The sequence below is a fragment of the Gluconacetobacter diazotrophicus PA1 5 genome, assembly GCF_000067045.1.
Classification (GTDB): Bacteria; Pseudomonadota; Alphaproteobacteria; order Acetobacterales; family Acetobacteraceae; genus Gluconacetobacter; species Gluconacetobacter diazotrophicus.
The window spans coordinates 3,213,072-3,238,707 of sequence record NC_010125.1; the positions used below are offsets into that span (position 1 = coordinate 3,213,072).

At 67.0% G+C, this 25,636-nt stretch carries 23 protein-coding genes; 14 read left to right on the top strand and 9 right to left on the bottom strand.

All coding sequences use genetic code 11. The features are described 5' to 3' along the window. Positions 1-46: 46 nt before the first annotated feature. The gene (locus GDI_RS14810) at positions 47-946 is read left to right on the top strand and encodes an ABC transporter ATP-binding protein (RefSeq protein ID WP_012227480.1); all 900 of its coding nucleotides are present in this window, start codon (positions 47-49) and stop codon (positions 944-946) included. A 13-nt stretch (positions 947-959) separates the two neighbouring features. After that, the gene (locus GDI_RS14815) at positions 960-2,357 is read left to right on the top strand and encodes a hypothetical protein (RefSeq protein ID WP_041249517.1); all 1,398 of its coding nucleotides are present in this window, start codon (positions 960-962) and stop codon (positions 2,355-2,357) included. 17 nt (positions 2,358-2,374) lie between these two features. Here GDI_RS14815 and GDI_RS14820 read toward each other — a convergent pair whose 3' ends face one another. The 3 genes from GDI_RS14820 to gluQRS form a co-directional block, all read right to left on the bottom strand. After that, positions 2,375-3,523 (bottom strand): pyridoxal phosphate-dependent aminotransferase, encoded by a 1,149-nt coding sequence (locus GDI_RS14820; RefSeq protein ID WP_157871098.1) that lies wholly within the window; start codon positions 3,521-3,523, stop codon positions 2,375-2,377. Between the two features lie 92 nt (positions 3,524-3,615). Further along, on the bottom strand, positions 3,616-4,818 hold the full coding sequence (locus tag GDI_RS14825; RefSeq protein WP_012227483.1) for a pyridoxal phosphate-dependent aminotransferase: 1,203 nt from the start codon (positions 4,816-4,818) through the stop codon (positions 3,616-3,618). Positions 4,819-4,947: 129 nt separating this feature from the next. Continuing rightward, positions 4,948-5,898 carry a tRNA glutamyl-Q(34) synthetase GluQRS gene (gene gluQRS / locus GDI_RS14830; RefSeq protein ID WP_012227484.1) on the bottom strand — a complete coding sequence of 317 codons (951 nt, stop codon included), beginning with the start codon at positions 5,896-5,898 and terminating at the stop codon, positions 4,948-4,950. Positions 5,899-6,016: 118 nt separating this feature from the next. On the opposite strand from gluQRS, the gene GDI_RS14835 reads away from it, so the two are divergent. After that, positions 6,017-6,586, top strand: a complete 570-nt coding sequence (locus tag GDI_RS14835) for an HNH endonuclease (RefSeq protein ID WP_041249857.1) — start codon at positions 6,017-6,019, stop codon at positions 6,584-6,586. 36 nt (positions 6,587-6,622) lie between these two features. Here the strand turns inward: GDI_RS14835 and GDI_RS14840 are convergent, their stop codons facing one another. Further along, the gene (locus tag GDI_RS14840) at positions 6,623-6,919 is read right to left on the bottom strand and encodes a hypothetical protein (protein WP_012554845.1); all 297 of its coding nucleotides are present in this window, start codon (positions 6,917-6,919) and stop codon (positions 6,623-6,625) included. A gap of 495 nt (positions 6,920-7,414) precedes the next feature. Between GDI_RS14840 and hpnR the strand changes: the two genes are divergently transcribed. The 3 genes from hpnR (at position 7,415) to GDI_RS14855 (ending at position 11,863) form a co-directional block, all read left to right on the top strand. After that, positions 7,415-8,956 (top strand): hopanoid C-3 methylase HpnR, encoded by a 1,542-nt coding sequence (hpnR, locus tag GDI_RS14845; protein WP_041249858.1) that lies wholly within the window; start codon positions 7,415-7,417, stop codon positions 8,954-8,956. Positions 8,957-9,061: 105 nt separating this feature from the next. Continuing rightward, positions 9,062-11,557: a heavy metal translocating P-type ATPase gene (locus GDI_RS14850; RefSeq protein WP_012554843.1), complete on the top strand. Its 2,496-nt coding sequence runs from the start codon at positions 9,062-9,064 to the stop codon at positions 11,555-11,557. Between the two features lie 93 nt (positions 11,558-11,650). Then, positions 11,651-11,863, top strand: a complete 213-nt coding sequence (locus tag GDI_RS14855) for a heavy-metal-associated domain-containing protein (protein ID WP_012554842.1) — start codon at positions 11,651-11,653, stop codon at positions 11,861-11,863. Positions 11,864-11,897: 34 nt separating this feature from the next. On the opposite strand, the gene GDI_RS14860 is transcribed toward GDI_RS14855, so the two are convergent. Beyond that, on the bottom strand, positions 11,898-12,251 hold the full coding sequence (locus GDI_RS14860; RefSeq protein ID WP_012554841.1) for an ArsC family reductase: 354 nt from the start codon (positions 12,249-12,251) through the stop codon (positions 11,898-11,900). 141 nt (positions 12,252-12,392) lie between these two features. On the opposite strand from GDI_RS14860, the gene GDI_RS14865 reads away from it, so the two are divergent. Beyond that, on the top strand, positions 12,393-13,055 hold the full coding sequence (locus GDI_RS14865; RefSeq protein WP_012554840.1) for a hypothetical protein: 663 nt from the start codon (positions 12,393-12,395) through the stop codon (positions 13,053-13,055). A gap of 40 nt (positions 13,056-13,095) precedes the next feature. Beyond that, complete coding sequence (pgm, locus tag GDI_RS14870) at positions 13,096-14,757, top strand: phosphoglucomutase (alpha-D-glucose-1,6-bisphosphate-dependent) (RefSeq protein WP_012227494.1); 1,662 nt, start codon at positions 13,096-13,098, stop codon at positions 14,755-14,757. Positions 14,758-14,859: 102 nt separating this feature from the next. On the opposite strand, the gene GDI_RS14875 is transcribed toward pgm, so the two are convergent. Further along, the gene (locus tag GDI_RS14875; protein ID WP_197535939.1) at positions 14,860-15,861 is read right to left on the bottom strand and encodes an isoaspartyl peptidase/L-asparaginase family protein; all 1,002 of its coding nucleotides are present in this window, start codon (positions 15,859-15,861) and stop codon (positions 14,860-14,862) included. Positions 15,862-15,951: 90 nt separating this feature from the next. Beyond that, positions 15,952-16,623, bottom strand: coding sequence for a dienelactone hydrolase family protein (locus GDI_RS14880; RefSeq protein WP_012227496.1), 672 nt, complete (start codon positions 16,621-16,623; stop codon positions 15,952-15,954). Positions 16,624-16,841: 218 nt separating this feature from the next. Between GDI_RS14880 and GDI_RS14885 the strand changes: the two genes are divergently transcribed. The 5 genes from GDI_RS14885 (at position 16,842) to istB (ending at position 22,575) form a co-directional block, all read left to right on the top strand. Beyond that, on the top strand, positions 16,842-18,296 hold the full coding sequence (locus tag GDI_RS14885) for a phosphomannomutase (protein WP_173363420.1): 1,455 nt from the start codon (positions 16,842-16,844) through the stop codon (positions 18,294-18,296). Positions 18,297-18,477: 181 nt separating this feature from the next. After that, positions 18,478-19,518, top strand: coding sequence for an NAD(P)-dependent alcohol dehydrogenase (locus GDI_RS14890; protein WP_012227500.1), 1,041 nt, complete (start codon positions 18,478-18,480; stop codon positions 19,516-19,518). Positions 19,519-19,565: 47 nt separating this feature from the next. Next, positions 19,566-20,201, top strand: a complete 636-nt coding sequence (locus tag GDI_RS14895) for a cupin domain-containing protein (protein WP_012227502.1) — start codon at positions 19,566-19,568, stop codon at positions 20,199-20,201. A gap of 81 nt (positions 20,202-20,282) precedes the next feature. Then, positions 20,283-21,806, top strand: coding sequence for an IS21-like element ISGdi17 family transposase (gene istA / locus GDI_RS14900; protein ID WP_012227504.1), 1,524 nt, complete (start codon positions 20,283-20,285; stop codon positions 21,804-21,806). Next, entirely contained in the window at positions 21,796-22,575 is a 780-nt protein-coding gene (gene istB, locus GDI_RS14905) for an IS21-like element ISGdi17 family helper ATPase IstB (protein ID WP_012227506.1), read from the top strand. The genes istA and istB overlap by 11 nt, the downstream gene beginning before the upstream one ends. Positions 22,576-22,655: 80 nt before the next feature. Here istB and GDI_RS14910 read toward each other — a convergent pair whose 3' ends face one another. Beyond that, the gene (locus tag GDI_RS14910; protein WP_012227508.1) at positions 22,656-23,111 is read right to left on the bottom strand and encodes an Arm DNA-binding domain-containing protein; all 456 of its coding nucleotides are present in this window, start codon (positions 23,109-23,111) and stop codon (positions 22,656-22,658) included. A 220-nt stretch (positions 23,112-23,331) separates the two neighbouring features. Then, the gene (gene guaA, locus GDI_RS14915) at positions 23,332-24,954 is read right to left on the bottom strand and encodes a glutamine-hydrolyzing GMP synthase (RefSeq protein WP_408735218.1); all 1,623 of its coding nucleotides are present in this window, start codon (positions 24,952-24,954) and stop codon (positions 23,332-23,334) included. 178 nt (positions 24,955-25,132) lie between these two features. Between guaA and GDI_RS14920 the strand changes: the two genes are divergently transcribed. Further along, positions 25,133-25,594 (top strand): hypothetical protein, encoded by a 462-nt coding sequence (locus GDI_RS14920; RefSeq protein ID WP_157871063.1) that lies wholly within the window; start codon positions 25,133-25,135, stop codon positions 25,592-25,594. Positions 25,595-25,636: the final 42 nt, after the last annotated feature.

The following is a 25,636-nucleotide window of genomic DNA, read 5'->3' on the forward strand; positions in this document are numbered from 1 at the left end:
CGCAATGTGCCCATAATGTGACATAACATTGCAGGCAAGGAGCCCGATGACGCACGCAACATCTGCCGCGACCGCGCCATCGGTCGTCGAAATGGCCGATCTGGTCAAGACATTCGGCAATCGTCGTGCGCTGGACGGCATTTCGGCTTCCGTCGCCCCCGGCGAGATCGTGGCGCTGCTGGGGCCGAACGGGGCGGGGAAATCCACCCTGATCGGCTGCCTGCTCGGCTTTCTCCTGCCCAGTTCGGGCAGCGTCCGGATCTTCGGGCACGAGGCCGGCGAGTTGCCGCCGGACATTCGCGCCCGCACGGGGTACGTGCCCCAGAGCATGAACGCCTTTTCCTCGTTCCGCGTGGGGCAGTTGATCGACTATCTGGGCACGTTCTACGCCGTGCCGCCCCCGCCGCCCGACCCGGCGCTGCTGGCCTGGGCGAACCTGGATATGACAGCCCGGGTCAAGGGGCTGTCGGGCGGGCAGAAGCAGCGGCTGTCCATCGTGCTGGCCTTTCGCCATCGGCCGGATTTCCTGGTGCTGGACGAACCGGTGGCCAGCCTGGACCCGCAGGCCCGGCGCGATTTCATGACGCTGCTGGCCGATTACTGTGCCGCGTCGCAACGCAGCGTGCTGATTTCGTCGCACATCCTGTCGGACCTGGAAAAGGTCGCCACCCGCGCCCTGTTCGTCGCGCGGGGCAGGATCGTCCATGACACGCCGATGGCCCGCTTCCGCGATTCGATCCGCTGGATCGTGCCGGCCGAGGGCGCCCCGGCCCTGCCGGCGGACCTGCTGCGGGGTTGTCCGGCCCTGAAAATGCTTGGAGGAAACGAGGCGACGGGTGCCGTCCTGGTGGATGGCTGGTGCGACAGCATGCGCGGGCATGTGGCGGAGGTGGCGGAGATCCGCACGCCCGACCTCGAGGCCGCGTTCCTGGAAATCACCCGATGACCCGTGCCTGGACGTGCTACGCGCGGCCCTGCGCAACTATGCCTCGCGCGCGTTCGTCGTCGGGAATCCAACCCTTTATTCCGCCCTCCTGTTCCTGGCGATCACGCCTTCCTGGGTCGCGAAGGTAGGGCCCGGATTGCGGCACGGCACAACCGCCGCGATGGACCATGCCGGCGCCAATCCGTTGTCCATGACCGCGTTCATGGGCATGACCAGCATCAGCACCTATTACTGGCGCCAGGTCGGTGAATCGCTCGCCACGACCATTCCGGGGTTTCTGGCGGCGGAATTGCGGGCGGGACTTACGGTCGTGGCCCTGCTGTTCGTGGCGCTGACGATCCCGCTTCTGTGGTGCGGCCTGCCGGTCGCGGGTGCGGCCGCGTTCGTCGCCTTCAGCTTTACCTTCGCGGCGGGCGGCCGACCAGTGCGGGGCGAAAAGCGCTCGCTGAAATGGCTGCGCGTCGGAATCATGACAGGCGGCGCGCTCTTTTCGTTCATTCCGCAATGGCAGATCTGGCTGCTGTTCCTGCCGTGGCCGCTGGCGGCCGGCATCGTGGCCGTGTGCGGCACGCTGGTGGTCCTGGGCATGACCTATCATGCCGGACGCACCCAGGCGGAGCAGGAGCAGGCCGAAAACCGGGCCGACAGCCGGCGGACGTCCGTCATGCAGCCGGGCGTCGTGGGCCGGACGCTCGGACACCTGATGCTCTGGCAGCCGCCCATGCTGCGGCAGGCGCCGCTGCCGCCCACCCTGGCACGCCCCCTGGGGCCGGCGGGAATCCTGCTGATGGCACTGGCATCGGTTACGGGCATGCTGGCCATCAGCGCCATGACCGCGTCCATCATGGTCCTGATGCATGAAGGCGCGTTCGCCCCGATCTTCCGCGATACCGCGCGGGGGGGCCTGGTCACGCTGCCGGGCGTGACGCTCATGGTGCTGAGCAACTGGCTGCTGAATCGCAAGGACTGGCCGTTCTTCTTCATGGCCGGGCGATATGGCAGCCGCGTGGCCTTCGCCCGGACGATGTTCCGGGCCTACCGGCTCAACGTCCTCCTGTGGGGCGTCGGGGTCATCGTGCCGGTGATGCTGGTGCTGGTCCTGCTGGGCAGCGTCCCGGGCGCCGCCGCCGGGTGGCTGGGCGTGCTGCTGGTCCTGATGTTCACGGGCGCATGCTACGGGTCCTCGGTCCCCCTGATCTGGCGGGAACTGGGGGGCAAGGGCGTCACGATCGCGGCCGGCATGGCCGCATACATGGCGATGATCCTGGCCAATCCGGTCGTCCTGTACCGCGCCCACCATGCCGACCTGGCCATCGCCGCGTCGCTGGCGATCTTCGTGGCCGGGATGGCAGTCTCGCAAGTGGCCCCCCGGCAACTGACCCGCATGGACTGGCCGTTCGACGGGGAATAGAGCCGGCGTGCGGTTCCTCAGCCCAGGCCGGCGACGAACGTCGCGATGCGCGCGCAGGCTTCGCGCAGCGTCTCGTCATCCGTGGCGCAGGACAGGCGCAGATAGGGTCCCTTGCCGAAGGCGCTGCCTTGGACGCAGGCCACGTGCTGTTCATCCAGCAGGGCGATGGCGAAATCCTCGTCCGTTCGCAGCATGCGGCCGCCCTGGCTGGTCTTGCCCAGGCATCCGGCAATCCCCGGATAGGCATAGAACGCGCCCTGCGGCATGGCGCATGTCACCCCGGGGATGGCGCGCAGGGACTCGACCACCATGGCGCGGCGCCGGGCATAGGTGTCGCGCATTTCGGCCACCAGCCCGGCCGGTCCGTCCAGGGCGGCCGCGGCGGCGGCCTGGGCGATGGAACACACGCCGGAGGTCGCATTCCCCTGCACCCGCGTCATCATGCGGATCAGCCGCGCCGGGCCGCCGCCATAGCCGATGCGCCAGCCGGTCATGGCATAGGATTTCGACACGCCGTTCAGCGTCAGGATGCGGGATTTCAGGTCGGGCGCCACGGCGGCGAGGGAATGGTGCCGCGCCCCGTCGAAGACCAGATGTTCGTAGATTTCGTCGGACAGGATCCAGGCCTGCGGATAGCGGCGCAGTACCTCGGAGATCGCTTCCAGGTCCGCGAGCGTGACCACCGCGCCGGTCGGGTTGTTGGGAAAATTCAGCACCACCCAGCGCGTGCGCGGCGACAGCGCGGCCTCCAGCGCCGGGGCGGTCAGGCGGAATCCGTCTTCCTCGCGGCATGCGGCGAAGACCGGCACGCCGCCGAACAGCCGCGCCGCCAGCGGGTAGCTGACCCAGTAGGGCGAGGGAATGACGATTTCGTCCCCCGCATCGATCGTCGCCATGAAGGCGTTGAAGATCACCTGCTTGCCGCCGTTGGACACCATCAGTTCCGCAGGCGTGTAGGCCAGGCCATTCTCGCGCTCGAACTTCCGTGCGATCGCCGCCTTCAGCGCCGGCGTGCCGTCGACGGGCGGGTATTTCGTCTGCCCGTCCAGCGCGGCGCGATGGGCGGCCTCGATCACCGCGTGCGGCGTCGCGAAATCGGGCTCGCCCAGCGCCAGGGACAGGACCTGGTGCCCTTCGGCCCGCAGGGCGCGGGCCCGGACCGCCATGGCGATGGTGGCGGGCGAGTCCAGGCGCGCGGTGCGCGCGGCAAAGCCCGGTTCGGCCACCCCGACGCCCGCCGGACCCGTGCCCGTCACGTTCAGCGCAACCCGGCGCAGAAGCGCTGGATGCGGGTGCAGGCTTCGCGCAGGCTTTCGGTATCGGTCGCGTAGGAAATGCGGAAATGGCCGGCGAACATGAAGGCCGCGCCATGCACCGCCGCCACGCCCTCTTCCTCCAGCAGGGCGGTGACGAAGGCCTCGTCATCGACGATGGCCGTCCCGCCGGCGCTGACCTTGCCCAGGCATCCCTCGATCGACGGGAAGACGTAGAACGCGCCCTCGGGCCGGGAACAGGTCAGGCCGCGCGCCTGGTTCATCATGCCCACCACCAGGTCGCGGCGGTCCTGGTAGGCGCGCACCATGTCGCCGATGAAGTCCTGCGGGCCGGACAGGGCCTCCAGCGCCGCCGCCTGGCTGATCGAGCAGGTGCCCGAGGTCGACTGGCTCTGCAGCTTGTTCATCGCGCGCGTCAGCACGGCCGGCGCGCCGGAAAAGCCGATGCGCCAGCCGGTCATGGCATAGGCCTTGGACACACCGTTCATCGTCACCGTCCGGTCGCGCAGCCGGGGTTCGACCTGCACGATGGTGGCGGGCGTGAACCCATCATAGACCAGCTTGTCATAGATATCGTCGGTGAAGATCCAGACATCCGGGTGCCGCAGCAGCACGTCGCAGATCGGCCGCAGGTCCTCGGCCGAATAGGCGGCGCCGGTCGGGTTGCAGGGCGAGTTCAGGAAGAACCACTTGGTCCGGGGCGTGATGGCGGCCTCCAGGTCGGCCGCCCGCAGCTTGAACCCGGTCTCCGCCGCGCACGGGACGATGACGGGCACGCCATCGGCCAGCGCCACGATATCGGGATAGGACACCCAGCACGGCGCGGGGATGATCGCCTCGTCCCCCGCATTCAGCGTCGCGACCATGGCGTTGTAGATCACCTGCTTGCCGCCGGTGGAAACGATGATCTCGTCCGGTGTGTAATCCAGGCCGGAATCGATGCGGAACCGCTCGGCCACGGCCCGGCGCAGCGGCAGCGTGCCGGCGACGTCGGTATATTTCGTCTGGCCCGCTTCGATGGCGCGGATCGCCGCGTCCTTGATGTTCCGGGGGGTGTCGAAATCGGGCTCGCCGGCCGACAGGCTGATGACGTCCTGTCCGGCTTCCTTCAAGGCGCGCGCCTTGGTGGAGATGGCGATGGTCTGGCTGGGGCTGACCTTGTTTAGACGGGCGGCGATAAGATCCATGACACCGAAGATCCAGAGGAACGGGAAACGCGCGCCCCTGTCGGGCCCGACGCGGAAGCCACCGTAATGCGAAGCGCAGCGCGAGGTAAACCGCTGATCCGCGCCGCGCGCACGCCACCGATGCCGTTCTCAGATGGGAAGGGGGGCGCCCCCCATGGCCGCAGCGCGCACGGCGGCGGCGCTCTGTCCGGCCTCGCGCAGCGCACGCAGGGTCTGCGCCCGGTCGCGCTTGGCCAGGCGGCGGCCGTCGGCGTCCAGCAGCAGCGGATGATGGGCGTATTCCGGCGCGGGCCAGCCCATAAGGATCTGCAGCAGGCGATGCACGGCCGTCGCGGGGCGCAGATCCTCGCCCCGGGTCACCAGGCTGACGCCCTGCAGCGCGTCGTCATGCGTGACGCACAGATGATAGGAGGCCGGGCAGTCCTTGCGTGCCAGGACGACGTCGCCGAACGGCGCGACGGGCGCGGACAGCACGCCCTGCCCGCGCGCGTGCCCCCGCTCGTGCCACGTCATGATCCCGCTGCCCGCCTGGTGCACCGCCCGGGCCATGTCCAGGCGCAGCACATGCGCCTGCCCTGCCGCGATCCGGTCGGCCCGCTCCGCCGCCAACAGCGCCCGGCAGGTCCCGCCATAGGCCAGCGTGCCGTCCGGGGCGCGATGGGGCGCGTGCGCGGCCTCGGCGGCCTCGCGCCGGATGTCGGCGCGGGTGCAGAAACACGGATAGAGCAGCCCGCGCTGCCCCAGCGCGTCCAGCACGCGACGATAATCGGCCATATGGTCGGACTGAAGCCGGATGGCGCCGTCCGGGAGGATGCCCAGCCAGGCCAGGTCCTCGACGATCGCATCCGTGTAGTCCGGGCGGCAGCGGCCGGGGTCGATATCCTCGATCCGCAGCAGGAAACGGCCATCCGATTCGCGCGCATGGCGCCAGGCCGTCAGCGCCGACGCCGCGTGACCCAAATGCAGGTACCCGGTGGGGCTGGGGGCGAAGCGTGTCGTGACGGTCTTTCCCCACGAAAACAGGATGATGCCGTCATGAATGCCCTCCCCGCCCGGGCCCGCTGTGCCGGACGCGGGCATCCCTTGCGATATCGGGGAATGTTTGCGATATAGATGGCAGGTTCTCAACGGCGCATATCATTCGGCGTTCGGTTATTGAGTACAACGCCTGATGATGGTGTGGCGGCATCGCGAAAGGATGCGCCCCTTGCTTGCTGGCAGTCCACATTATCCGGCCCTGGTTCTGAATGCCGATTTCAGGCCGCTTTCCTACTTTCCACTGTCGCTGTGGTCCTGGCAGGACGCGATCAAGGCGGTGTTCCTGGACCGCGTTTCGGTCCTGAGCGAATATGACGAGGAAGTACGGTCCCCCAGCCGGTCTCTCCGATTACCCAGCGTCATCGCCCTGAAGGATTATATCCCGACCGCCCGCCGCCCCGCCTTTACCCGGTTCAACGTTTTCCTCCGCGACAATTTTTCCTGCCAATATTGCCTGGACCGCCTGCCGACCCACGACCTGACGTTCGATCACGTCATCCCACGCTGCAAGGGGGGCCGGACGACCTGGGAAAATGTCGTCACCGCGTGCAGCCCCTGCAACCTGATGAAGGGCTCGCGCATGCCGCACGAGTTGAAGATGTATCCCCGCCGCACGCCCTCGCAGCCTTCCACCTGGGAATTGCAGGAAAACGGCCGCTCGTTCCCTCCCAACTATCTGCATGAAAGCTGGCGGGACTATCTGTACTGGGACAGCGAACTGGATACCTGACCGGCAGGTCAGCGGTTGCTTCGCCGGCGGCAGTGCCTATCGGTGGTAGCTGTAGCCGTATTCATCCGCCAGCCGCTGCAGGTCCGGCGCGCCGCGCAGGTTCAGCGGAATCGGCTGCGGGTTCTTTGTCCCGATGGCGAAGTTGCCGTCGGTCATGCGCTGGCAGGTATTGGCCGCCAGGGGAAAGCTCAGCTTCAGTTCCGCCCCCATCTGGGCACGCAGGCAGGACACGTCGGTATCCAGCGGGCGACGCCCGATTTCCGACGAGCATCCCGCCAACAGGATCGCGCCGCACGCAACCCACCCCAGACCCGTCCAGTTCTTCCGCTTCATCTCGACCGCCGCCGGCGGCCCGCCGAGGGGCCGTCCATCACATGATCCCGCGCGGTGCCGCCCGAACCGGACGTGCCCGCGCATATCGTTCGCGCCAACCTGCCATGGATCGGCCATCCGCGATAGGGCGCCCCGACCGGGGGCGCCGTCCCGCCCCGCGCATGACGGCGGCAGCCGCCACGCATGGCGGCACGGTCACTTTTTGCTGAAGATCGATGGCAATTCGGGGGTTGCGTGACAGTATCTGGGCATCTCGTCATCCTGACCGGTCGGTTATCACCCCGGAATCCGATGGCGCGCGCGCCGATGACGGCGGTGCCCGGGCATGCATAGGTGGCATTACGTCAGGTCCGGATGACACCCACCCCGCCCGTCTGAAACAATTATGCAGACTGATCCTGCATTCACGACCAACGGTGGCGTTTCGTCCACCGAATGCATGACCGCCCCATATCGCTCCGCCGCATTGCGGCCAGAAAGATCAAGGTGACAGCATTGAGAGTACTTGCCGTCCATCCCAGCGCCCTGATGTATACGAAGATCTTCCTTCGCCTGGAACCACTGGGGCTGGAACTGATCGCGGGCGCCGCGCGCGATGCCGGACACACGGTGCAGATTATCGACCTGCAGGTGGAAACCCATCAGGATTACTGGCGGATGATCCAGGAATTCCGCCCCCACGCCGTCTGTTTTTCCGGCAGTTACCTGGCCAACATCCCGGAAATCGTCGATCTGTGCCGCGAGACCCGGGCCCGGATGCCGGGGGTCTTCCTGTTCGTCGGCGGCCATTCGGTGTCGTTCATCGCCCGCGACGTGCTGGCCCTGGCCGATGGCGCGATCGACTGCGTCCTGCGGGGTGAAGGCGACGCCACGGTGGGTCAGTTGCTCGACACGCGCCAGGCGGGCGGGGACATCACCACGGTGCCCGGCGTCGTGACCCTGACGGCCGAGGGGCCGCCGCCGACCTTCGTGAAATCGCTGGACATGATCCGCCCGGCGCGGGACCTGCTGCGCCACCGGGGGAAATACTTCATCGGCACGCTGGACCCGGCGGCCTCGATCGAATTCGCGCGCGGCTGTCCGTGGGACTGCACGTTCTGCAGCGCCTGGACCTTCTACGGACGGTCCTACCGCACTGCCAGCCCGACCGTCATCGCGGACGAACTGGAAGCGATCCGCGAACCCGGCATCTTCATCGTCGACGACGTGGCCTTCGTCCATGCCGAGCATGGGATGGCGATCGGCGAGGAAATCAAGCGGCGCGGCATCCGCAAGGAATATTACCTGGAAACCCGCGCCGACGTGCTGCTGCGCAACAAGGAGGTCTTCCGCTTCTGGAAGGAACTCGGGCTCAGCTACATCTTCATCGGCATGGAGGCGGTGGACGAGGAAGGGCTGAAGCAGTTCCGCAAGCGCGTGTCGCTGGACCGGAATTTCGAGGCGCTGGAATTCGCGCGTTCGCTGGGCCTGATCGTCGCGATCAACATCATCGCCGATCCGGCCTGGGACCGGAAGCGCTTCGAGGTCATCCGGCAATGGTGCCTGGAAATCCCCGATATCGTGAACATCTCGGTCATGACCCCCTATCCGGGCACCGAGATCTGGCAGAGCGAGGCCCGACGCCTGACGACGCGCGATTACCGCCTGTTCGACATCCAGCATGCGGTGCTGCCGACCACCCTGCCGCTGGAGGAATTCTACGAGGAACTGGTCAAGACCCAGCAGGTGCTGAACCAGAAGCATCTGGGCTGGAGCGCGATCAAGGACACGATGGGCATCGCCCTGCGCCTGGCCCTGCATGGACAGACCAATTTCCTGCGGATGATCTGGAAATTCAATTCGGTCTTCAATCCCAAGCTGCAGCTGGCGGACCATCGCCGCACGCCGCGCTATGAAATGCCGCCCCAGCCCGAGGCGGCGGAGAAGGTCGATCGCCGGACGCTGTACGTCCATAACCCCGCCGGCCGGCGCAGCCGCACGATCGACGACGCGACCGAGAAGTTCGTCGAGGAAACGCGCATGACGGCGGCCGAATAGAAGGCAGCCGCCGCCGCTCGGTTGACGGCAGCCTGCCCCGACCCCACCTTCCGCACGGGGTCCTGCGTGCCAGCGGGATCGCGGAACGGAAGGCGGCGTCGGAACATGACATCCGGTCAAACCATCACCCTGCCCCCCAGCACATCGCCCCCGGGCGCCCTGGCCCCCATCACCGTGCCCATCGAGGGCATGAGCTGCGCCGCCTGCGCCGCCCGGATCGAGAAGGTGCTGGGCCGCCTGCCGGGGGTGACGGCTTCGGTCAATTTCGCCACCGCGACCGCGACGGTGGAACGGCAGGGCGCCCCCCCGCCGGACGCCCCCGGGCTGGGCGAGATCGTGGGGGCCATCCGCAAGGCGGGGTTCGACGTGCCGGCCCGCCATGTCGTCCTGGCGATCGACGGCATGACCTGCGTCGCCTGCGCCACCCGGATCGAAACGGTGCTGAACCGTCTGCCGGGGGTGGACGCGCATGTGAATTTTGCCAGCGGCCGCGCCGATATCGACTACGTGCCGGGCCTGTCGGACCCCGATGCCCTGGTGCGGCAGGTCGAAAAGGCGGGCTATGGCGCCGCCCTGCCCCATGACGTCGCTTCCGGCGCGACGGGGAGCGAGGCGGCGGACGACGCCGCGCGCCATCGGGCGGCCTGGCAGCGGCAGGTGCGGCTGTTCGCGCTGTCGGTGGTGCTGACCCTGCCGCTGCTGGCCGGCATGGTGGCGATGCTGGCCGGCCTGCACGACATGCTGCCGGTCGGGCTGCAATGGGTGCTGGCGACGCTGGTGCAGTTCGTCTGCGGCCGGTCCTTCTATCGCCATGCCTGGAACGCCGTGCGTGGCGGCGGCGCGAACATGGACGTGCTGGTGGTCATGGGCACCAGCGTCGCGTGGCTGGCCAGCACGGCCACGGTCGCGCTGGGCCTGCCCGGGCCTCTCTATTTCGAATCCGGCGCCACGGTCATCACCCTGGTGCTGCTGGGCCGCCTGATGGAGGCCCGGGCCCGCAACCGCACGCGTGAAGGCGTGGAAAGCCTGATCCGCCTGCAACCGCAGGTCGCGCATGTCGAGATCGACGGCGCGATCCAGGACCGGCCGGTGACCAGCCTGCGGGTCGGCGACATCTTCGCCATCCGCCCGGGCGAGAGCATCCCGGTGGACGGCACGATCCTGGACGGGCGGTCCGACATCGACGAATCCATGCTGACCGGCGAATCCGTTCCCGTCGGCAAGGGACCGGGCGATCCGGTTTCCGGCGCCACGATCAACCGCGACGGCGTGCTGCGCGTCCGTGCCCGGCGCGTGGGCGCCGACACCACGCTGTCGCGGATCGTCCGCATGGTGCAGCAGGCCCAAGGCACCAAGGACCCGGTGCAGCATCTGGTGGACCGGGTCTCGGCCGTCTTCGTGCCGGCGGTCCTGGCCGTCGCCGCCGTGACGTTCGCCATCGGCTGGGCCGTCAGCGGGCATCCGGCGGGGGCGCTGGGCGGCACGATCGCGGTGCTGGTGATCGCCTGCCCCTGCGCGCTGGGGCTGGCCACGCCGACCGCGATCATGGTGGGTACCGGCCTGGGGGCACGGGCCGGCCTGCTGTTCCGCAACGCCGAGGCGCTGGAGCGCCTGCATACCGTCACCACCCTGATCATGGACAAGACCGGCACGCTGACCCTGGGCCGGCCGGGCGTAACCGACATCGTGCCCGCCCCGGGCGTCGCGGCCGACACGCTGCTGTCGGCCGCCCTGGCGCTGGAGCGCAATTCCGAACATCCGCTGGCCCGCGCCATCGTCGATCATGCGGTATCGCGCGACATCGAGGCCGCCCCGGTCCGCGATGTCCGGGCCATACCGGGGCGCGGCGTCCAGGCCCAGGACGCGGATGATTCGGGCGCCACGCTGCGCCTGGGCTCGCCCCGCTTCCTGGCCGAATCCGGCTGCGGCGGGGACGAGCCCACGGTCCAGCGCCTGGAACAGGACGGCAGGACGGTGATCGGGGTGGCGCGCGGCAGCACCCTGCTGGGCCATATCGCGCTGGCCGACCAGATCCGCCCCGACGCCGCCGCCGGCCTGGCCGCGCTGCGCGCGCGCGGGATCAGGCTTGTGATGCTGACCGGCGACAACCCCCGCACCGCCGCCGCCGTCGCATCCCGCCTGGGACTGGACGAGACCATCGCCGGCGTACTGCCCGAGGACAAGGCGCACGAGGTCGAACGCCGCCGAGGTGCGGGCCGGATCGTCGGCATGGTGGGCGACGGCATCAACGACGCCCCGGCCCTGGCGGCGGCCGATATCGGCATCGCCATGGGCAGCGGGTCGGACATTGCGCTGGATACTGCCGACGTCGTGTTGATGCGCAGCGAACTGCGCGGGCTGGTGGATGCGATGGACCTGTCGCGCGCCACCCTGGCCAAGGTAAGGCAGAACCTGTTCTTCGCATTCATCTATAACGTGCTGGGCATTCCGCTGGCGGCGGCGGGATGGCTGAATCCCGCCCTTGCCGGCGGCGCGATGGCCATGAGTTCGGTCTCGGTCGTCTCGAACGCGCTGCGGCTCAATCGGTGGAAGCCGGGGTCCGATGCCTTGCGGAGCCGGCCCCGAACATCGAATACTTGAATATTGTCCCGAATATTGACAAGGTCTGCCGGGAACATGAACAGCCGCGCCCGCGCCATCCGGAATGGCCTGCGGCACCGGAAGGATGGGGCAATGGACGCGATTACGCTGAAAATCGGGGGCATGACGTGCGACGGATGCGCCTCGGCGGTCCAGAAAGCGCTGGAACGCACCAACGGCGTGAGCACGGCCAGCGTGTCCATGACCCCCGCCCCGCGCGCCGCAGTTACCTATGATCCGAACCTCGCGACGCCCGCGACCCTGTGCACGGCGGTGCAGGACGCAGGCTACGACGTCACGGTCTAGAAATCATTTTTTCAGGGGCTGATTTAAACGCGGTTCAGTTCAGTCGCACGGCGTAAAGCTCGGGCTTGAACCCGACCGTCAGCGCGCCGTCCACGTCCAGCACCGGCCGCTTGATCATCGACGGTTGCGCCAGCATCAGGTCGATGGCCCGCGCGGCATCCAGGTCGGCCTTGTCCGCGTCGGGCAGATTGCGGAAGGTGGTGCCCGACCGGTTCAGCAGGATTTCCCATCCCACCTGTCGCACCCACCCCTCCAGCACCTCACGCGTGATGCCCTGGCTCTTGTAGTCGTGAAAGACGCAGGCCACGCCGTGCGTCTCCAGCCAGGCGCGGGCCTTCTTCATCGTGTCGCAGGCCTTGATGCCGTAGATCGTAACCGAACGCGCCATATTTCCGTTTTCCACCCCTGCCCAGACGCGCGGCGGCGCGACTATTCGCCATGACGATAAACATGCTTTAATATCAATTCCGAAGCCGTAGCAATCGGATGAAGATCCCAGGAAACTGGACGAAACATGGCAGGGAACACGATGGCATCCAGAAAAACGCATCCCATTTCAGGCCGCATGCCCCAGATGATGCTGGCGCTGTCGCTGGCCGCGACCGGTGCCGCCCTGCCCCGGCATGCCCATGCGCAGGCATCCGCCATCACCGGCAGCCAGGTCACCACCGCCACCGTCGAGACGATCGATTCCGGTTCGGGCGAGGTGCTGCTGCGCGATCGCACCGGCGGCTTCATCACGGTGCGCGTGCCCAAGGACGTGCATAACCTGCCCCACGTGCAGCCGGGGGACCAGATCCATATCCGCTTCTTCCAGACCATCGCCGCCGACATCGCGGCCCCCGGCAGCCCGCCCCCGCAATCGACCGTGACGTCCGCCCACGGGCTGGCGAACCGCCACCCCCACGGCATGATGGTTTCCTACCAGCGGGAGCGCGTGCGCGTACTGGCCGTCGATGCGCCGCACAATGTCGTGACCTTCGTCGATCCGGGCGGGATCACCCGGACCGTCACCGTAAAGGAAAAGCCGATCCAGGCGCTGCTGGCGACGTTGAAGGTGGGTGATTCTGTCGACGTGACCACCGCGGACGCCGTATCATTCGAGGTCATGAACCGCGTGGTCACGCCGTCCACCACCGTGACCGAAGGGGCGGGTCAGACCGCCGGCACGGCGCCGCCCGCCCACCCCTGAACTGGCACCGCGAACCGCTACTACCGGGAAGGAACACAGGATGGCCACCATCAGCCCACTGGCGGGCAAGCCCGTTGCGCCGTCACGCCTGATCGACGTCGCGAAGCTGACTACCGCCTATTACGACCTGAAGCCCGATCCCCGGATCACGGCCCAGCGGGTTACCTTCGGAACGTCGGGCCATCGTGGCTCGCCGCTCCAGACCGGCTTCAACGAGGCCCATATCCTGGCGATCAGCCAGGCGGTCTGCGATTACCGCGCGGCGGCGGGCATCGACGGGCCGCTCTATATCGGCATCGACACCCATGCGGTCTCGAAGCCGGCCCTGGCCTCGGCGCTGGAAGTGTTCGCGGCCAACGGGGTGGACGTCTTCATCGACGCCCAGGACGGCTACACCCCCACGCCGGTGATTTCGCACGCCATCCTGACCTACAACAAGGGACGCACCAGCGGCCTGGCGGATGGCGTCGTCCTGACGCCCTCGCACAACCCGCCGGAAGATGGCGGCTATAAATACAACCCGCCCCATGGCGGACCGGCGGACACGGGCATCACCCGCACCATCGAACGCGCGGCCAACGACTTCCTCGCCTCCGGCCTGGCGGGGGTGCGGCGCATTCCGTACGAACAGGCACTGCGCGCCGCCTGCGTGCATCGGCACGATTACATCACGCCCTACGTCGCGGACCTCGGTTCGGTCCTCGACATGGCGGCGATCCGCGCCTCGGGGGTCAAGATCGGCATCGATCCGCTGGGGGGGGCCGCCGTCGCCTACTGGCAGCCGATCATCGAACGGTACGGCATCGACGCCACCGTGGTCAGCGACGTCGTGGACCCGACCTTCTCGTTCATGACGGCCGACTGGGACGGGCAGATCCGCATGGACTGTTCCTCGCCCTACGCGATGGGCCGGCTGATCGAGGCCGGACGGACGTTCGACGTGGCTTTCGCCAACGATACCGATGCCGACCGGCACGGCATCGTCGCGGGCAGCGACGGGCTGATGAACCCGAACCATTACCTCGCCACCGCCATCGCCTACCTGTTCGCCAACCGGCCGGGCTGGAGCCCCCAGGCGGCGGTGGGCAAGACGGTGGTCAGCAGCAGCATGATCGACCGGGTGGCGGGCAAGCTCGGGCGCCGTCTGGTCGAGGTGCCGGTCGGCTTCAAATGGTTCGTCGACGGGCTGATCGACGGCTCGTTCGGCTTCGCGGGCGAGGAAAGCGCCGGCGCCTCGTTCCTGCGCACGGACGGCACCGCCTGGACGACGGACAAGGACGGCATCATCCTGGGACTGCTGGCCGCCGAAATGACGGCGCGCACCGGGCACAATCCCGGCGTGGCCTATCGCGACCTGACGGCCGAACTGGGCACGCCCTATTATGCCCGGATCGACGCGCCCGCCACAGCCGAGCAGAAATCGCTGCTGAAGTCGCTGTCGGCGGAACAGGTCGGCCTGCAGGACCTGGCGGGCGAGCCCATCCGGGCGACGCTGACCCGCGCCCCCGGCAATGACGCGGACATCGGCGGCCTGAAGATCGTCACGGACAATGGCTGGTTCGCCGCCCGCCCCTCGGGCACCGAGGACGTCTACAAGATCTATGCCGAGAGCTTCGTCAGCGAGGACCATCTGCACCGCATCCAGCACGAGGCGGCGGACGCCATCTCGTCCCTGTTCGCGACCCAGGAAGGTTCAGGCTGACAGCACGAGGAAGGCCCGAGGGGTCGTGGACCCTTCGGGCCTGGAGCGCCTTGCGGTTGCGTGACGCCATCCGATCACGATCTGCCCTACTGGAAGTCTGCCCTACTGGAAGATCGCGGCGTGCGGCACGCCGTCGCGACCGACCCAGGCGCGATACATCCCGTCGGTATCGCCGGCCGAATCGACCAGGATGGCGCCGCCGTTTCCACCCAGCGCCGGAATTTCGTGGTTGATGACGTCGTCGGCCGCATGGGCCAGCGAATCATGCATCGCCGTCACGCGCATGCAGATCTCGTGCGCCGCCACGGTGCGGATATAGAATTCTCCCCACCCGGTCCCGGACATGGCACAGCCCGCATTCGCGTATGTGCCCGCGCCGATCAGCGGCGAATCCCCGACCCGGCCCCATAATTTGTCGGTCATGCCGCCCGTCGACGTCCCGGCGGCCAGATGCCCCGCCTTGTCCAGCGCAACGGCGCCCACCGTGCCGAAATGACGGTCCGTGGTTTCGTCCGCGTGCTGGGCATGGGCCGCATCCTCCTTCAACGCGCGCTGAAGCTGGTCCCAGCGGCGCTGGGTCCAGAAATAGGACGTATCCACCAATGCGATCCCCTGCGTCCTGGCAAACGCCTCGGCCCCCGCGCCGATCAGCAGGACGTGCGGCGAATGGTCCATGACCGCCCGCGCCAGGGAAATCGGGTTGCGCACGTGCTGTACGCCCGCGATCGCGCCGGCCCGCAGGGTCGCGCCGTCCATGATGGCCGCATCCATTTCGTTATGGCCGTCATGGGTGAAGACCGCCCCCTTGCCGGCATTGAAGTTCGGATCGTCCTCCAGCACGTGAATGGCCGCCACCACCGCATCCGGGGCCGGCTTGCCCGCCTTCAGGGCGGCATATCCCGCGTCCAGGGCGTGGGCCAGCGCCGCCAGGACGATCTTCCGCCGCTCGGGCGACATGTCGGCCTTGATGACGCCCGCGCCCCCGTGAATGACCATCACGGGCACGGTATCGGCGCGCGCCGTCACCGGCCGCATGACCACCGACGCCGCCGTCATCACCATGGCCGCCGCTATCCCGCCCGACAGAACCCTCGATCCGCGCATTCCCGCCCCTCCCGTTGCGCCGTGACGGTAACATCGGAATCGAAACGAACAAGGGGGGATTATGTGCGGGACGGCGGGACAGGCCACTGGCTAGAGGGGCGCGCGCAGATGGGACAGGAACCACCCCACCGCATGGTTCGCGACCTGCTCCAGCGTTACCTCCTCCTCGAACAGATGGGTCGCGCCCGGGACGATCACCATGTCGCATTCGCAGGTCATCGCCCGCATCGCCGCCCGGTTCAGGGCGATGACGGCCGTATCCCGGCTGCCGACGACCAGCAATGTCGGGGCACGGACCCGCGCCAGCGCCGTGGCCCCCGCCAGGTCGGGCCGGCCACCGCGCGAGACGATGGCGGTAATGCGCGCATCGTCGGCCGATGCCGCCAGCAACGCGGCCCCGGCCCCGGTAATGGCCCCGAAATAGCAGACCGGCAACGCCGCCAGATGGGGCGCCCGCTGGACCCAGTGCGTCGCCCCGCGCAGCCGCTTGGCCAGCAGGGTGATGTCGAAGACGTTCCTACGGTCCCGTGCCTCGCCGTCCCGCAAAAGGTCCAGCAGCAGCGTCGCCAGGCCCACGCGCTGCAGGGCCTGGGCCACCATGGTGTTGCGCGGGCTGAACCGCCCGCTGCCGCTGCCATGGGCGAACAGGACCAGGCCATGCGCCTCCGGCGGGATGCCAAGCAGCCCGGTCGCATAGCCCGCTTCCACCGTGACGGCATCGACCGCCTCGAACGGTCCGGCGGCGTTTCGGCTGGCATTCATGACCCACCTGCCCCATCCCCTGTGCGGATCCCCCTAAACGACCCAACCCCACCTTGGTTCTCCTGCCGTCCTGGCTGTGGAAAAGTCTCGGTCGCCGGTCAGTTCACGCTTGCGCCCGGGATGGAAGTCCTGCTGATTTAGCGCACGAAAAACGGAACGGACGCCCGTTCGAACGGCGTCGCAACGGCGGGAAAGACCTCATGAAAATAGCCCAGTGGATGACGCAGTCGGGCGTCGCGTTCGGCACCAGCGGCGCGCGCGGCCTCGTCACCGCCATGACGGATGCGGTCTGCTTCGCCTACACCGTGGGTTATCTGAAGCATCTGGCGACCCTGGGCGAATTTTCCCCCGGCACCCCGGTCGCCGTCGCGGGCGACCTGCGTCCCAGCACGCCCCGCATCGTCCGCGCCTGCGTCGCCGCGATCCGCTCCATGCGGGGCGAGCCGGTATTCTGCGGCTTCGTTCCCACGCCCGCGCTGTGCGTGCATGCCTTTGCGCGCGGCATTCCCTCGCTGATGGTCACGGGCAGCCATATCCCGGCCGACCGCAACGGCATCAAGTTCAACCGCGCGCATGGCGAATTCCTCAAGACCGACGAGGCCGCGATGCGGGAACAGGATGTCGAACTGCCCGAAGGCTGGTTCGATGCCGACGGCGCGCTCGCGATTGCCGCCGACCTGCCCGCGATCACCGACGTGGTTCCCCCCTTCGTCGCCCGCTACCGCGATTTCTTCGGCCCGGACGCCCTGTCGGGCCTGACGCTGGGCGTGTACCAGCATTCCGCCGTCGGCCGCGACGTGCTGGTGGACATCGTCGAGGCGCTGGGCGGCAAGGCCGTGCCGCTGGGGCGGATGGACAGTTTCATCCCCGTCGATACCGAGGCCGTGCGCCCCGAGGATGCCGCCCTGGCCCGCGACTGGGCCGCCGCCGGCACGCTGGACGCCATCCTGACCACCGATGGCGATTCCGACCGGCCGCTGCTGGCCGACCGCGCCGGGAACTGGCTGCGCGGCGACGTGCTGGGCATCCTGGCCGCACGCTTCCTGAACGCGGCCGCCGTGACCACGCCCGTCAGCAGCAACACGGCGCTGGAACTGTCCGGCTTCGCGAAAGAGGTCCGCCGCACCCGTATCGGTTCCCCCTTCGTCGTGGCCGCGATGACCGAGGCCGCCGAGGCCGGGCTCGTGCCCTCGGTGGGCTACGAAGCCAATGGCGGGTTCCTGCTGGCCAGCGACGTGACGCGCTACGGCCGTACGCTTGCCGCCCTGCCGACGCGCGATTCCGTCCTGCCCATGATCTGCGCGCTGGTCGCCGCCCGCGAGCAGGGCCGCGATCTCGATGCCCTGGTCGCCACCCTGCCCCCGCGCTTCACCCTCAGCGACCGCCTGGTCGAAATGCCGACGGCGCAGAGCCAGGCGCAGATAGCGAAACTCGGCGAGGACCCCGAAGGCGGCGCGGCGGCGCTGGGCTTCACCGAAGCATGCGGCCCCCTCCATCACGTGGACAAGACCGACGGCCTGCGGATGATTTTCGCCAATGGCGAGATCATCCACCTCCGCCCTTCTGGCAATGCACCGGAACTGCGCGTCTACGTCGAAGCCGACAGCCCCGAACGGGCCGATGAACTGCTGAAGACCGGACTGGCCGCCGTCAGCACGTGGCGGCAAGGCTGAAGCCCCCACCAGCGATCCGGACGGCATATCCGGTCCGGATCACGACTTCAGGAGCGCGCAAAAGAGTATCAGCGGCCAGAGGAAAACGACCTAGACGCCCCCGCGGGGGCCCGTCATAGAATCCGGGCAACGAACGACAAGCGGCCCCGATAGATCCATCGAGAGGCCGCGGGAGGAAAAAATGCCCGTTGCCCTCGTCCTCGAACGCAAGGACGTCCTGTCCTTGCGCGACATCGACATTCCCCAGACGCTGGGTCCCCGCGACGTCAGAGTGAAAATCGACACTGTCGGCATCTGCGGCAGCGACGTGCATTATTATACCCATGGCCGGATCGGCCACTTCGTGGTCGAGAAACCGATGGTGCTGGGCCACGAGGCATCGGGCACCGTGGTCGAGCTCGGCACGGCCGTCACGAACCTGAAAGTCGGCGACCGGGTCTGCATGGAACCGGGTATCCCCGATCCCACCTCGCGCGCATCGAAGCTCGGCATCTACAATGTCGATCCCGCCGTCTCGTTCTGGGCGACGCCGCCGGTGCATGGCTGCCTCACCCCTCTGGTGGTGCATCCCGCCGCCTTCACCTATCGCCTGCCGGACACCGTCAGCTTTGCCGAAGGCGCCATGGTCGAACCGTTTGCGATCGGCGTGCAGGCGGCCGTGAAGGCGAAGATCAAGCCTGGCGATACCTGTGTGGTGACCGGATGCGGGCCGATCGGAATCATGGTGGCGCTGGCGGCCCTCGGCGCGGGCGCGGGCAAGGTCATCGTGTCGGACATCGCCGCGCCGAAGCTGGACATCGCGGGCCGGTATGCCGGCATCATCCCGGTCGATGTCGCGCGGGATTCGCTGCGCGACGCCGTGCGGGCGGAATGCGGCGAGGGCTGGGGCGCGGACGTGGTGTTCGAGGCCAGCGGCAGCCCGCGCGTCTATGACGATGCGCTGGCCGTCGTGCGGCCCGGCGGCACGCTGGTGCTGGTGGGCATGCCGGTCGACAAGGTGTCGTTCGATATCGTTGCCGCCCAGGCCAAGGAAATTACGATCGAGACCGTATTCCGCTACGCCAATGTCTACGACCGGGCGATCGCGCTGATTGCTTCCGGCAAGGTCGATCTCAAGCCGCTGATCTCGGGAACCTACAACTTCGCGGATGCGGTCGAGGCATTCGAACGGGCGGCGTCCGCCCGGCCCGGGGACGTCAAGTTGCAGATCCGCATGGCGTAGGGCCGCCAACGAAACACGTCCCCCGCTCCAGGGAGAAGAACGGAAGAATGGTCCACGGCACTCATTCCGCCCGGAAGGCGCGCGCCGCGACACCCGTCTTTGAAGTCGTGCGTCCCGAACCGCGCAACAGCTTCGTCTGGCATACGCATGATTATCCGGCGCCCTGCGCGCGGTGGAACTATCACCCCGAATATGAACTGCACCTGATCACCAAGGGGTGCGGCCAGTATATGGTTGGCGATTATTTCGGCTTTTTCGCGCCGGGAAACCTCGTGCTGATCGGGCCGAACGTGCCGCACGGCTGGTTCAGCGACGTAACACCCGGCGAAAGCGTACCGGACCGCAATATCGTTCTTCAGGTCAACAAGTCCTGGTTCACGGGCCTGATGACGCTTTGTCCGGAACTTGACGTTCTGCACGGGCTTCTCGCGGCGTCAGGACGTGGGGTCGAATTCCTCGGCCCGGGGGTCGCTGCCCTTGGCGCGCGCCTGGCCGGGCTCGGCACGATGGACGATGCCGCGCGCATTCCCGCCATCATCGGCCTGTTGCTCGACCTGGCCCAGTGCTCTTACCGGACGTTATGCAGCGCGGGCCTGACCCTGTCCCCGGATGACAGGGAACTGGAGAAAATAGATTCCATCATCAGGAATATTGTTGATTTCCAGCGAGAACTGACCCTGTAGGGGCGGAAATTTTCATTGAGAATTGACCCGTGTCTGACACTTCCCCGGAGCAACTGTCCGGGGGTTAAAGGAGTGATCAGCATGGAATTGTTGAGTGTGATCCGGCGGTGGCATTACCGGGATCATGTACCGATCCGCGAGATTGAGCGTCGGACGCGATTGTCGCGCAACACGATCCGCAAGTATCTCCGGGCGGAGACGGTTGAGCCGCAGTTCAAGGTTGCCGGGCGCCCGAGCCGGCTGGACCCGTTTGCGGAGAAACTGGCGACCTGGCTTGCTCTGGAGACGTCAAAGTCGCGCAAGCAGCGCCGCACGGGGCGGCGCCTGCATGCGGACCTTGTAGCGCTGGGTTATGACGGATCGTATGGACGGGTTGCGGCCTTTATCCGGAACTGGAAGGCGGAACAGCAAAGGGCGCGGCAGACGACGGGACGCGGCGTGTTCGTTCCGCTGCGCTTTCAACCCGGAGAGGCCTTCCAGTTCGACTGGGGAGAGGACTGGGCGGTGATCGGAGGGCGGCGCGTCAAGCTGCAGGTCGCCCACACCAAGCTGTCCTACAGCCGGGCCTTCATTCTGCGGGCGTATCCGCTCCAGACACACGAGATGCTGTTCGACGCGCTGACGGAAGCCTTTCGCGTTTTGGGCGGGGTTGCGCGTCGAGGTATTTTTGACAATATGGAAACCGCCGTGGACCGGGTTGGGCCCGGCAAGGTCCGCCAGATCAATCTGCGTTTTTCGGCCCTGGTGAGCCATTATCTGTTCGAGGCGGAGTTCTGCAATCCGGCAGCGGGTTGGGAGAAAGGTCAAATCGAGAAGACCGTCCAGGACGCCCGGCGGCAGATCTGGCAGGAGATGCCGCATTTTCCTGATCTGGCCTCCCTGAACGTCTGGCTCGAGGCGCGTTGCCGGGAACGTTGGACTATCTTGAGGCATGTCGAATTGCCCGGCAGCCTCGCCGAGGCCCATGCGGCGGAAGTGCCTCACCTGATGGTTCCAGGGCGCCCGTTCGACGGGTTCGTCGAACATACCAAACGGGTTTCGCCGACTTGCCTCGTGCAGTTCGAAAGCAACCGCTACAGTGTGCCCGCCTCTTTTGCCAATCGGCCGGTCAGCCTGCGCGTCTATCCCGACCGGTTGGTGATCGCGGCCGAGGGGCGGATCCTATGCGAACATCCCCGGATCGTCGAGCGGTCCCACGGCGTGCCCGGTCGCACGATCTATGACTGGCGGCATTACTTGGCGGTGCTCCAGCGCAAACCCGGGGCCTTGCGCAATGGCGCACCCTTCTCTGAATTGCCCGAGGCGTTCCGGACGCTGCAGACGCACCTCCTCCGGCGCACGGGCGGCGACCGGGAAATGGTCGAGATCCTCGCCCTGGTGCTGCAGCATGATGAGCAGGCCGTGCTTTGCGCGGTTGAACTCGCGCTCGAGGAGGGAGTAGCCACCAAGACACACGTCCTCAATACGTTGCATCGTCTGACGGACGCCAAGAAAACAGGAGCACCCAGGCTCGACGCGCCGCAGGCATTGGTGCTCGAACGCGAGCCTCAGGCCGATACCGGACGGTATGACGCCCTGCGCGGGGAGGCCCGTCATGCGTCATGATCCCGCGGCCGGTGCCCTCGTCGTCATGCTGCGCGGCCTGCGGATGTATGGCATGGCCCAGGCCACGGCCGAACTGACCGAACAGGGTGCGCCGGCATTCGAGGCCGCCATCCCCGTCCTCTCCCAGCTTTTGAAGGCGGAACTCGCCGAGCGAAAGGTGCGCTCCATCGCCTATCAAACCAAGACTGCCAGGTTCCCGGCCTACAAAGATTTGGCAGGGTTCGATTTCTCGGCCGCCGAGGTCAACGAGGCCATGGTCCGTCAACTCCATGCCGGGGATTTCATCGACCGTGCCGACAACGTCGTCCTCATTGGTGGACCAGGAACCGGCAAGACCCATCTGGCCACCGCACTTGCCGTGCAGGCGATCGAACATCACCGCAAGAAGATACGGTTCTGGTCCACGGTCGACCTCGTCAACGCCCTCGAACAGGAAAAAACCGCCAATCGCGCAGGACAGATCGCGGAACGTCTCCTGCGCCTCGATCTCGTGATCCTGGACGAACTTGGCTATTTGCCGTTCAGCGCATCAGGCGGTGCCCTGCTGTTCCATCTCCTCAGCCGTCTCTACGAGCGCACCAGCGTCATCATCACCACCAATCTGAGCTTCAGCGAATGGGGCGAAGTCTTCGGTGATCCCAAAATGACGACAGCCCTGCTCGATCGCCTTACCCACCACTGTCATATCCTCGAAACCGGAAATGACAGCTACCGGTTCCGCGCAAGCTCCGCCGCCCCCAGGAACCGGAAGGAAAAGGCAACCGCTTGACCAGCCCATAAAACATAGCAGAGATAACCAAAGGCCGGGTCAGTTCTCGATGAAAACCCAGGGTCAAATCTCAGCAGAAATTAACAATAGACGGATCGGCGCATCGCCAGGGTGCTGTCGGCGAGCCTTTCAGCCCCGGACTTGGGATCGCCTTTGTGCTTGAAGTAAGCTTCCACCCACCCGCCGAACGTCACCGCCTCGGCTAATGCCGTGCGCTTCTCCACCTTGGCTTTAGACGGCGACTCGCCTCGCTCGACCTGACGCCGGGCGCGCACTAGCAATGCCCTGGCCTCCGCAAGCGACACCTCCATTCCGTATTCCAAAGCGTCGGGCGCCCGCGACAACCTGCGTGCCGCCTCGGCGCTGTAGCGGCCGATGGTCAACACTTCCTGCCGTCCGCTCACTCGGTACTGATACCGGAACGATACGACGCCGGTCGGCGTGACGGCCGCGTACATCCCATCGCGATCGGTAATCTTGTAGAGCTTGGCCCTCGGCTTCAGATTTTTCAGCTCTTTATCAGTGAGATCGCCCATAAATCCGCATCCGATCAAGGGGGCGCCGGATACCATCAGAAGGGTTGGTGGTACCGGAAGCCCGTTTCTCGACCATCATGCGCCATACCAACATCGGTACCAACAAAGTGACCGGGTTGAGGTGACATGCAGTGATACGGGGTGGGAAAAATAATCCTTGTCAGTCAGAGAGTTCGCGCGATGTCAGACACGGCGCGGGATGGTCTGAAACCACCCTAGTTCACTCCCACTCGATCGTGCCAGGCGGCTTCGAGGTGATGTCGTAGGTCACGCGGTTCACGCCCTGGACCTCGTTGACGATGCGGCTGGCGACGCGGTTCAGGAAGCCGATGTCGAAGGGAAAGACGTCGGCCGTCATGCCGTCGGTGCTGGTGACGGCGCGCAGCGCGCAGGCATAGTCGTAGGTGCGGCCATCGCCCATCACGCCGACGGTGCGGACCGGCAGCAGCACCGCGAAGGCCTGCCAGATCGCGTCATACAGGCCGGCACCGCGGATTTCCTCCAGGAAGATCGTGTCCACCCGGCGCAGCAGCGCCAGCTTGTCGCGATCCACCGCGCCCGGGATGCGGATGGCCAGGCCCGGGCCGGGGAACGGGTGGCGGCCGACTATGGCCTCGGGGATGCCCAGTTCACGCCCCAGTTCGCGGACCTCGTCCTTGAACAGTTCGCGCAGCGGCTCGACCAACTGCATCTTCATCCGATCGGGCAGGCCGCCGACATTGTGATGCGACTTGATCGTCACCGACGGGCCGCCGGTGAAGCTGACGCTTTCGATCACGTCCGGATACAGCGTGCCCTGGGCCAGGAAGTCCGCGCCGCCCAGCTTCGCGGCCTGTTCCTCGAACACCTCGACGAACAGGCGGCCGATCGTCTTGCGCTTGATTTCCGGGTCCGTGACGCCCTCCAGGGCCGACAGGAACAGGTCCGACGCATCGCGATGGACCAGCTTGATGTTGAAGCGGCCGCGGAAGGTCTTGACCACCTCCTCGGCCTCTCCGGCACGCAGGATGCCCGGATCGACGAAGATGCAGGTCAACTGGTCGCCGATCGCCTCGTGAATCAGCACTGCGGCGACCGAGGAATCGACACCGCCCGACAGGCCGCAGATCACGTGGCCCGAACCGACCTGTTCGCGGATGCGGGCGATTTCCATGTCGCGGAAGCCGGCCATGGTCCAGATGCCCCGGCAGCCCACCACGTCATGGGTGAAGTTGCGCAGCAGCGCCGCCCCATGGGGCGTATGCACCACCTCGGGATGGAACTGCACGCCGTACAGGCGCCGCCCCTCGTCCGCGATGATGGCGAAGGGCGCGCCCTCGCTGACCGCGACCGAGCGAAATCCGGGCGGCAGCTTCGTGACCCGGTCGCCGTGGCTCATCCACACCTGTTCACGCCCGCCACGCGCCCAGGTGCCGCGGAACAGGGCGCAATCCTCGATGATGTCGATATGCGCCCGCCCGAATTCGCGATGTTCATGCGTTTCCACCGCGCCGCCCAACTGATGACACAGCGCCTGCTGCCCGTAGCAGATGCCCAGCACCGGCACGCCGAGCGCGAACACCACGTCGGGGATGCGCGGCGCCTTCTCGTCCAGCACGCTGGCCGGACCGCCGGACAGGATGATGCCGCGCGGGGCGAAGGCGCGAATTTTGGCCTCGTCCGTCGAAAACGGCCAGATTTCGCAATACACGCCGCTTTCGCGCACGCGACGGGCGATCAGCTGCGTGACCTGGCTGCCGAAATCCAGGATCAGGACCCGGTCCTGATGCAGGGCACCTTCCAGGGCGGCGACGTCCTGGGGGGCGGTCTGGGCGGGTCCGGCACTCTTCACTTTATCGCTCATCATCGTTCTTTCGGTCGCGGCATTACGGTCACGGGGCGTGCTGCACGGGCCGGGCGGGCCATGCAAGCGCGGGATATGCGTCGATGCCGAGTATAGCGCAAGACCGCGCCGGCCGGGACCCTATGGCCCGCCGCGCCGCCCGGGCCCATATTGGGGGCCGTTCCCCGCGTTACGGAGCATGAATGTGACCCTCTTCCGACCGGCCCTGCACTCCCCCCTCGCCCGCGCCATGCTGCTGGCCATGCTGCCGGGGGCCGGGCTGCTGGCCGTGGCCCCGGCGCGGGCGGCCGACGACGCGGCCAGGGACCCGATCGGGATCTGGACGGGTACGCTGGTCGCCGATCGCGGCGTCTGTCCGGAAACCAACGCACCCTCGACCCTGCAGGTCGGCACGAAGCGCATCGCCTTCACGCCCGGTGACGGCGCGCTGGTCCTGCACGGCACGCGCGACGCGACTCCCGGGCGTTTCCATGCCCAACTGGTCCTGAGCGACATGAACCGCAAACCCTATCCCCTGGTGTTCGAGGGCAAGCCCGACGGCAGCGCCATCAGCGGCACGTACGGCACCCCGCGCTGCCGCGCCCACGTGACCCTGACACGTCCCAAGAGCAATGGGATGGCCCATTTCCTGGGCCACTGAGCCACCCTTAAAACCACGGACATGTCCGGCGAGGCCCGGTTG

What these genes read in the sequence shown, in the direction of transcription:
- GDI_RS14810 (WP_012227480.1), top strand. Translation starts at nt 47, where the DNA reads ATGACGCACGCAACATCTGCCGCGACCGCGCCATCGGTCGTCGAAATG.
- GDI_RS14820 (WP_157871098.1), bottom strand. Translation starts at nt 3,523, where the DNA reads ATGGCGGTCCGGGCCCGCGCCCTGCGGGCCGAAGGGCACCAGGTCCTG.
- GDI_RS14825 (WP_012227483.1), bottom strand. Translation starts at nt 4,818, where the DNA reads ATGGATCTTATCGCCGCCCGTCTAAACAAGGTCAGCCCCAGCCAGACC.
- gluQRS (WP_012227484.1), bottom strand. Translation starts at nt 5,898, where the DNA reads ATGCCCGCGTCCGGCACAGCGGGCCCGGGCGGGGAGGGCATTCATGAC.
- GDI_RS14835 (WP_041249857.1), top strand. Translation starts at nt 6,017, where the DNA reads ATGCGCCCCTTGCTTGCTGGCAGTCCACATTATCCGGCCCTGGTTCTG.
- GDI_RS14840 (WP_012554845.1), bottom strand. Translation starts at nt 6,919, where the DNA reads ATGAAGCGGAAGAACTGGACGGGTCTGGGGTGGGTTGCGTGCGGCGCG.
- GDI_RS14850 (WP_012554843.1), top strand. Translation starts at nt 9,062, where the DNA reads ATGACATCCGGTCAAACCATCACCCTGCCCCCCAGCACATCGCCCCCG.
- GDI_RS14855 (WP_012554842.1), top strand. Translation starts at nt 11,651, where the DNA reads ATGGACGCGATTACGCTGAAAATCGGGGGCATGACGTGCGACGGATGC.
- GDI_RS14860 (WP_012554841.1), bottom strand. Translation starts at nt 12,251, where the DNA reads ATGGCGCGTTCGGTTACGATCTACGGCATCAAGGCCTGCGACACGATG.
- GDI_RS14865 (WP_012554840.1), top strand. Translation starts at nt 12,393, where the DNA reads ATGGCATCCAGAAAAACGCATCCCATTTCAGGCCGCATGCCCCAGATG.
- pgm (WP_012227494.1), top strand. Translation starts at nt 13,096, where the DNA reads ATGGCCACCATCAGCCCACTGGCGGGCAAGCCCGTTGCGCCGTCACGC.
- GDI_RS14875 (WP_197535939.1), bottom strand. Translation starts at nt 15,861, where the DNA reads ATGCGCGGATCGAGGGTTCTGTCGGGCGGGATAGCGGCGGCCATGGTG.
- GDI_RS14880 (WP_012227496.1), bottom strand. Translation starts at nt 16,623, where the DNA reads ATGAATGCCAGCCGAAACGCCGCCGGACCGTTCGAGGCGGTCGATGCC.
- GDI_RS14885 (WP_173363420.1), top strand. Translation starts at nt 16,842, where the DNA reads ATGACGCAGTCGGGCGTCGCGTTCGGCACCAGCGGCGCGCGCGGCCTC.
- GDI_RS14890 (WP_012227500.1), top strand. Translation starts at nt 18,478, where the DNA reads ATGCCCGTTGCCCTCGTCCTCGAACGCAAGGACGTCCTGTCCTTGCGC.
- GDI_RS14895 (WP_012227502.1), top strand. Translation starts at nt 19,566, where the DNA reads ATGGTCCACGGCACTCATTCCGCCCGGAAGGCGCGCGCCGCGACACCC.
- istA (WP_012227504.1), top strand. Translation starts at nt 20,283, where the DNA reads ATGGAATTGTTGAGTGTGATCCGGCGGTGGCATTACCGGGATCATGTA.
- istB (WP_012227506.1), top strand. Translation starts at nt 21,796, where the DNA reads ATGCGTCATGATCCCGCGGCCGGTGCCCTCGTCGTCATGCTGCGCGGC.
- GDI_RS14910 (WP_012227508.1), bottom strand. Translation starts at nt 23,111, where the DNA reads ATGGGCGATCTCACTGATAAAGAGCTGAAAAATCTGAAGCCGAGGGCC.
- guaA (WP_408735218.1), bottom strand. Translation starts at nt 24,954, where the DNA reads ATGAGCGATAAAGTGAAGAGTGCCGGACCCGCCCAGACCGCCCCCCAG.
- GDI_RS14920 (WP_157871063.1), top strand. Translation starts at nt 25,133, where the DNA reads ATGAATGTGACCCTCTTCCGACCGGCCCTGCACTCCCCCCTCGCCCGC.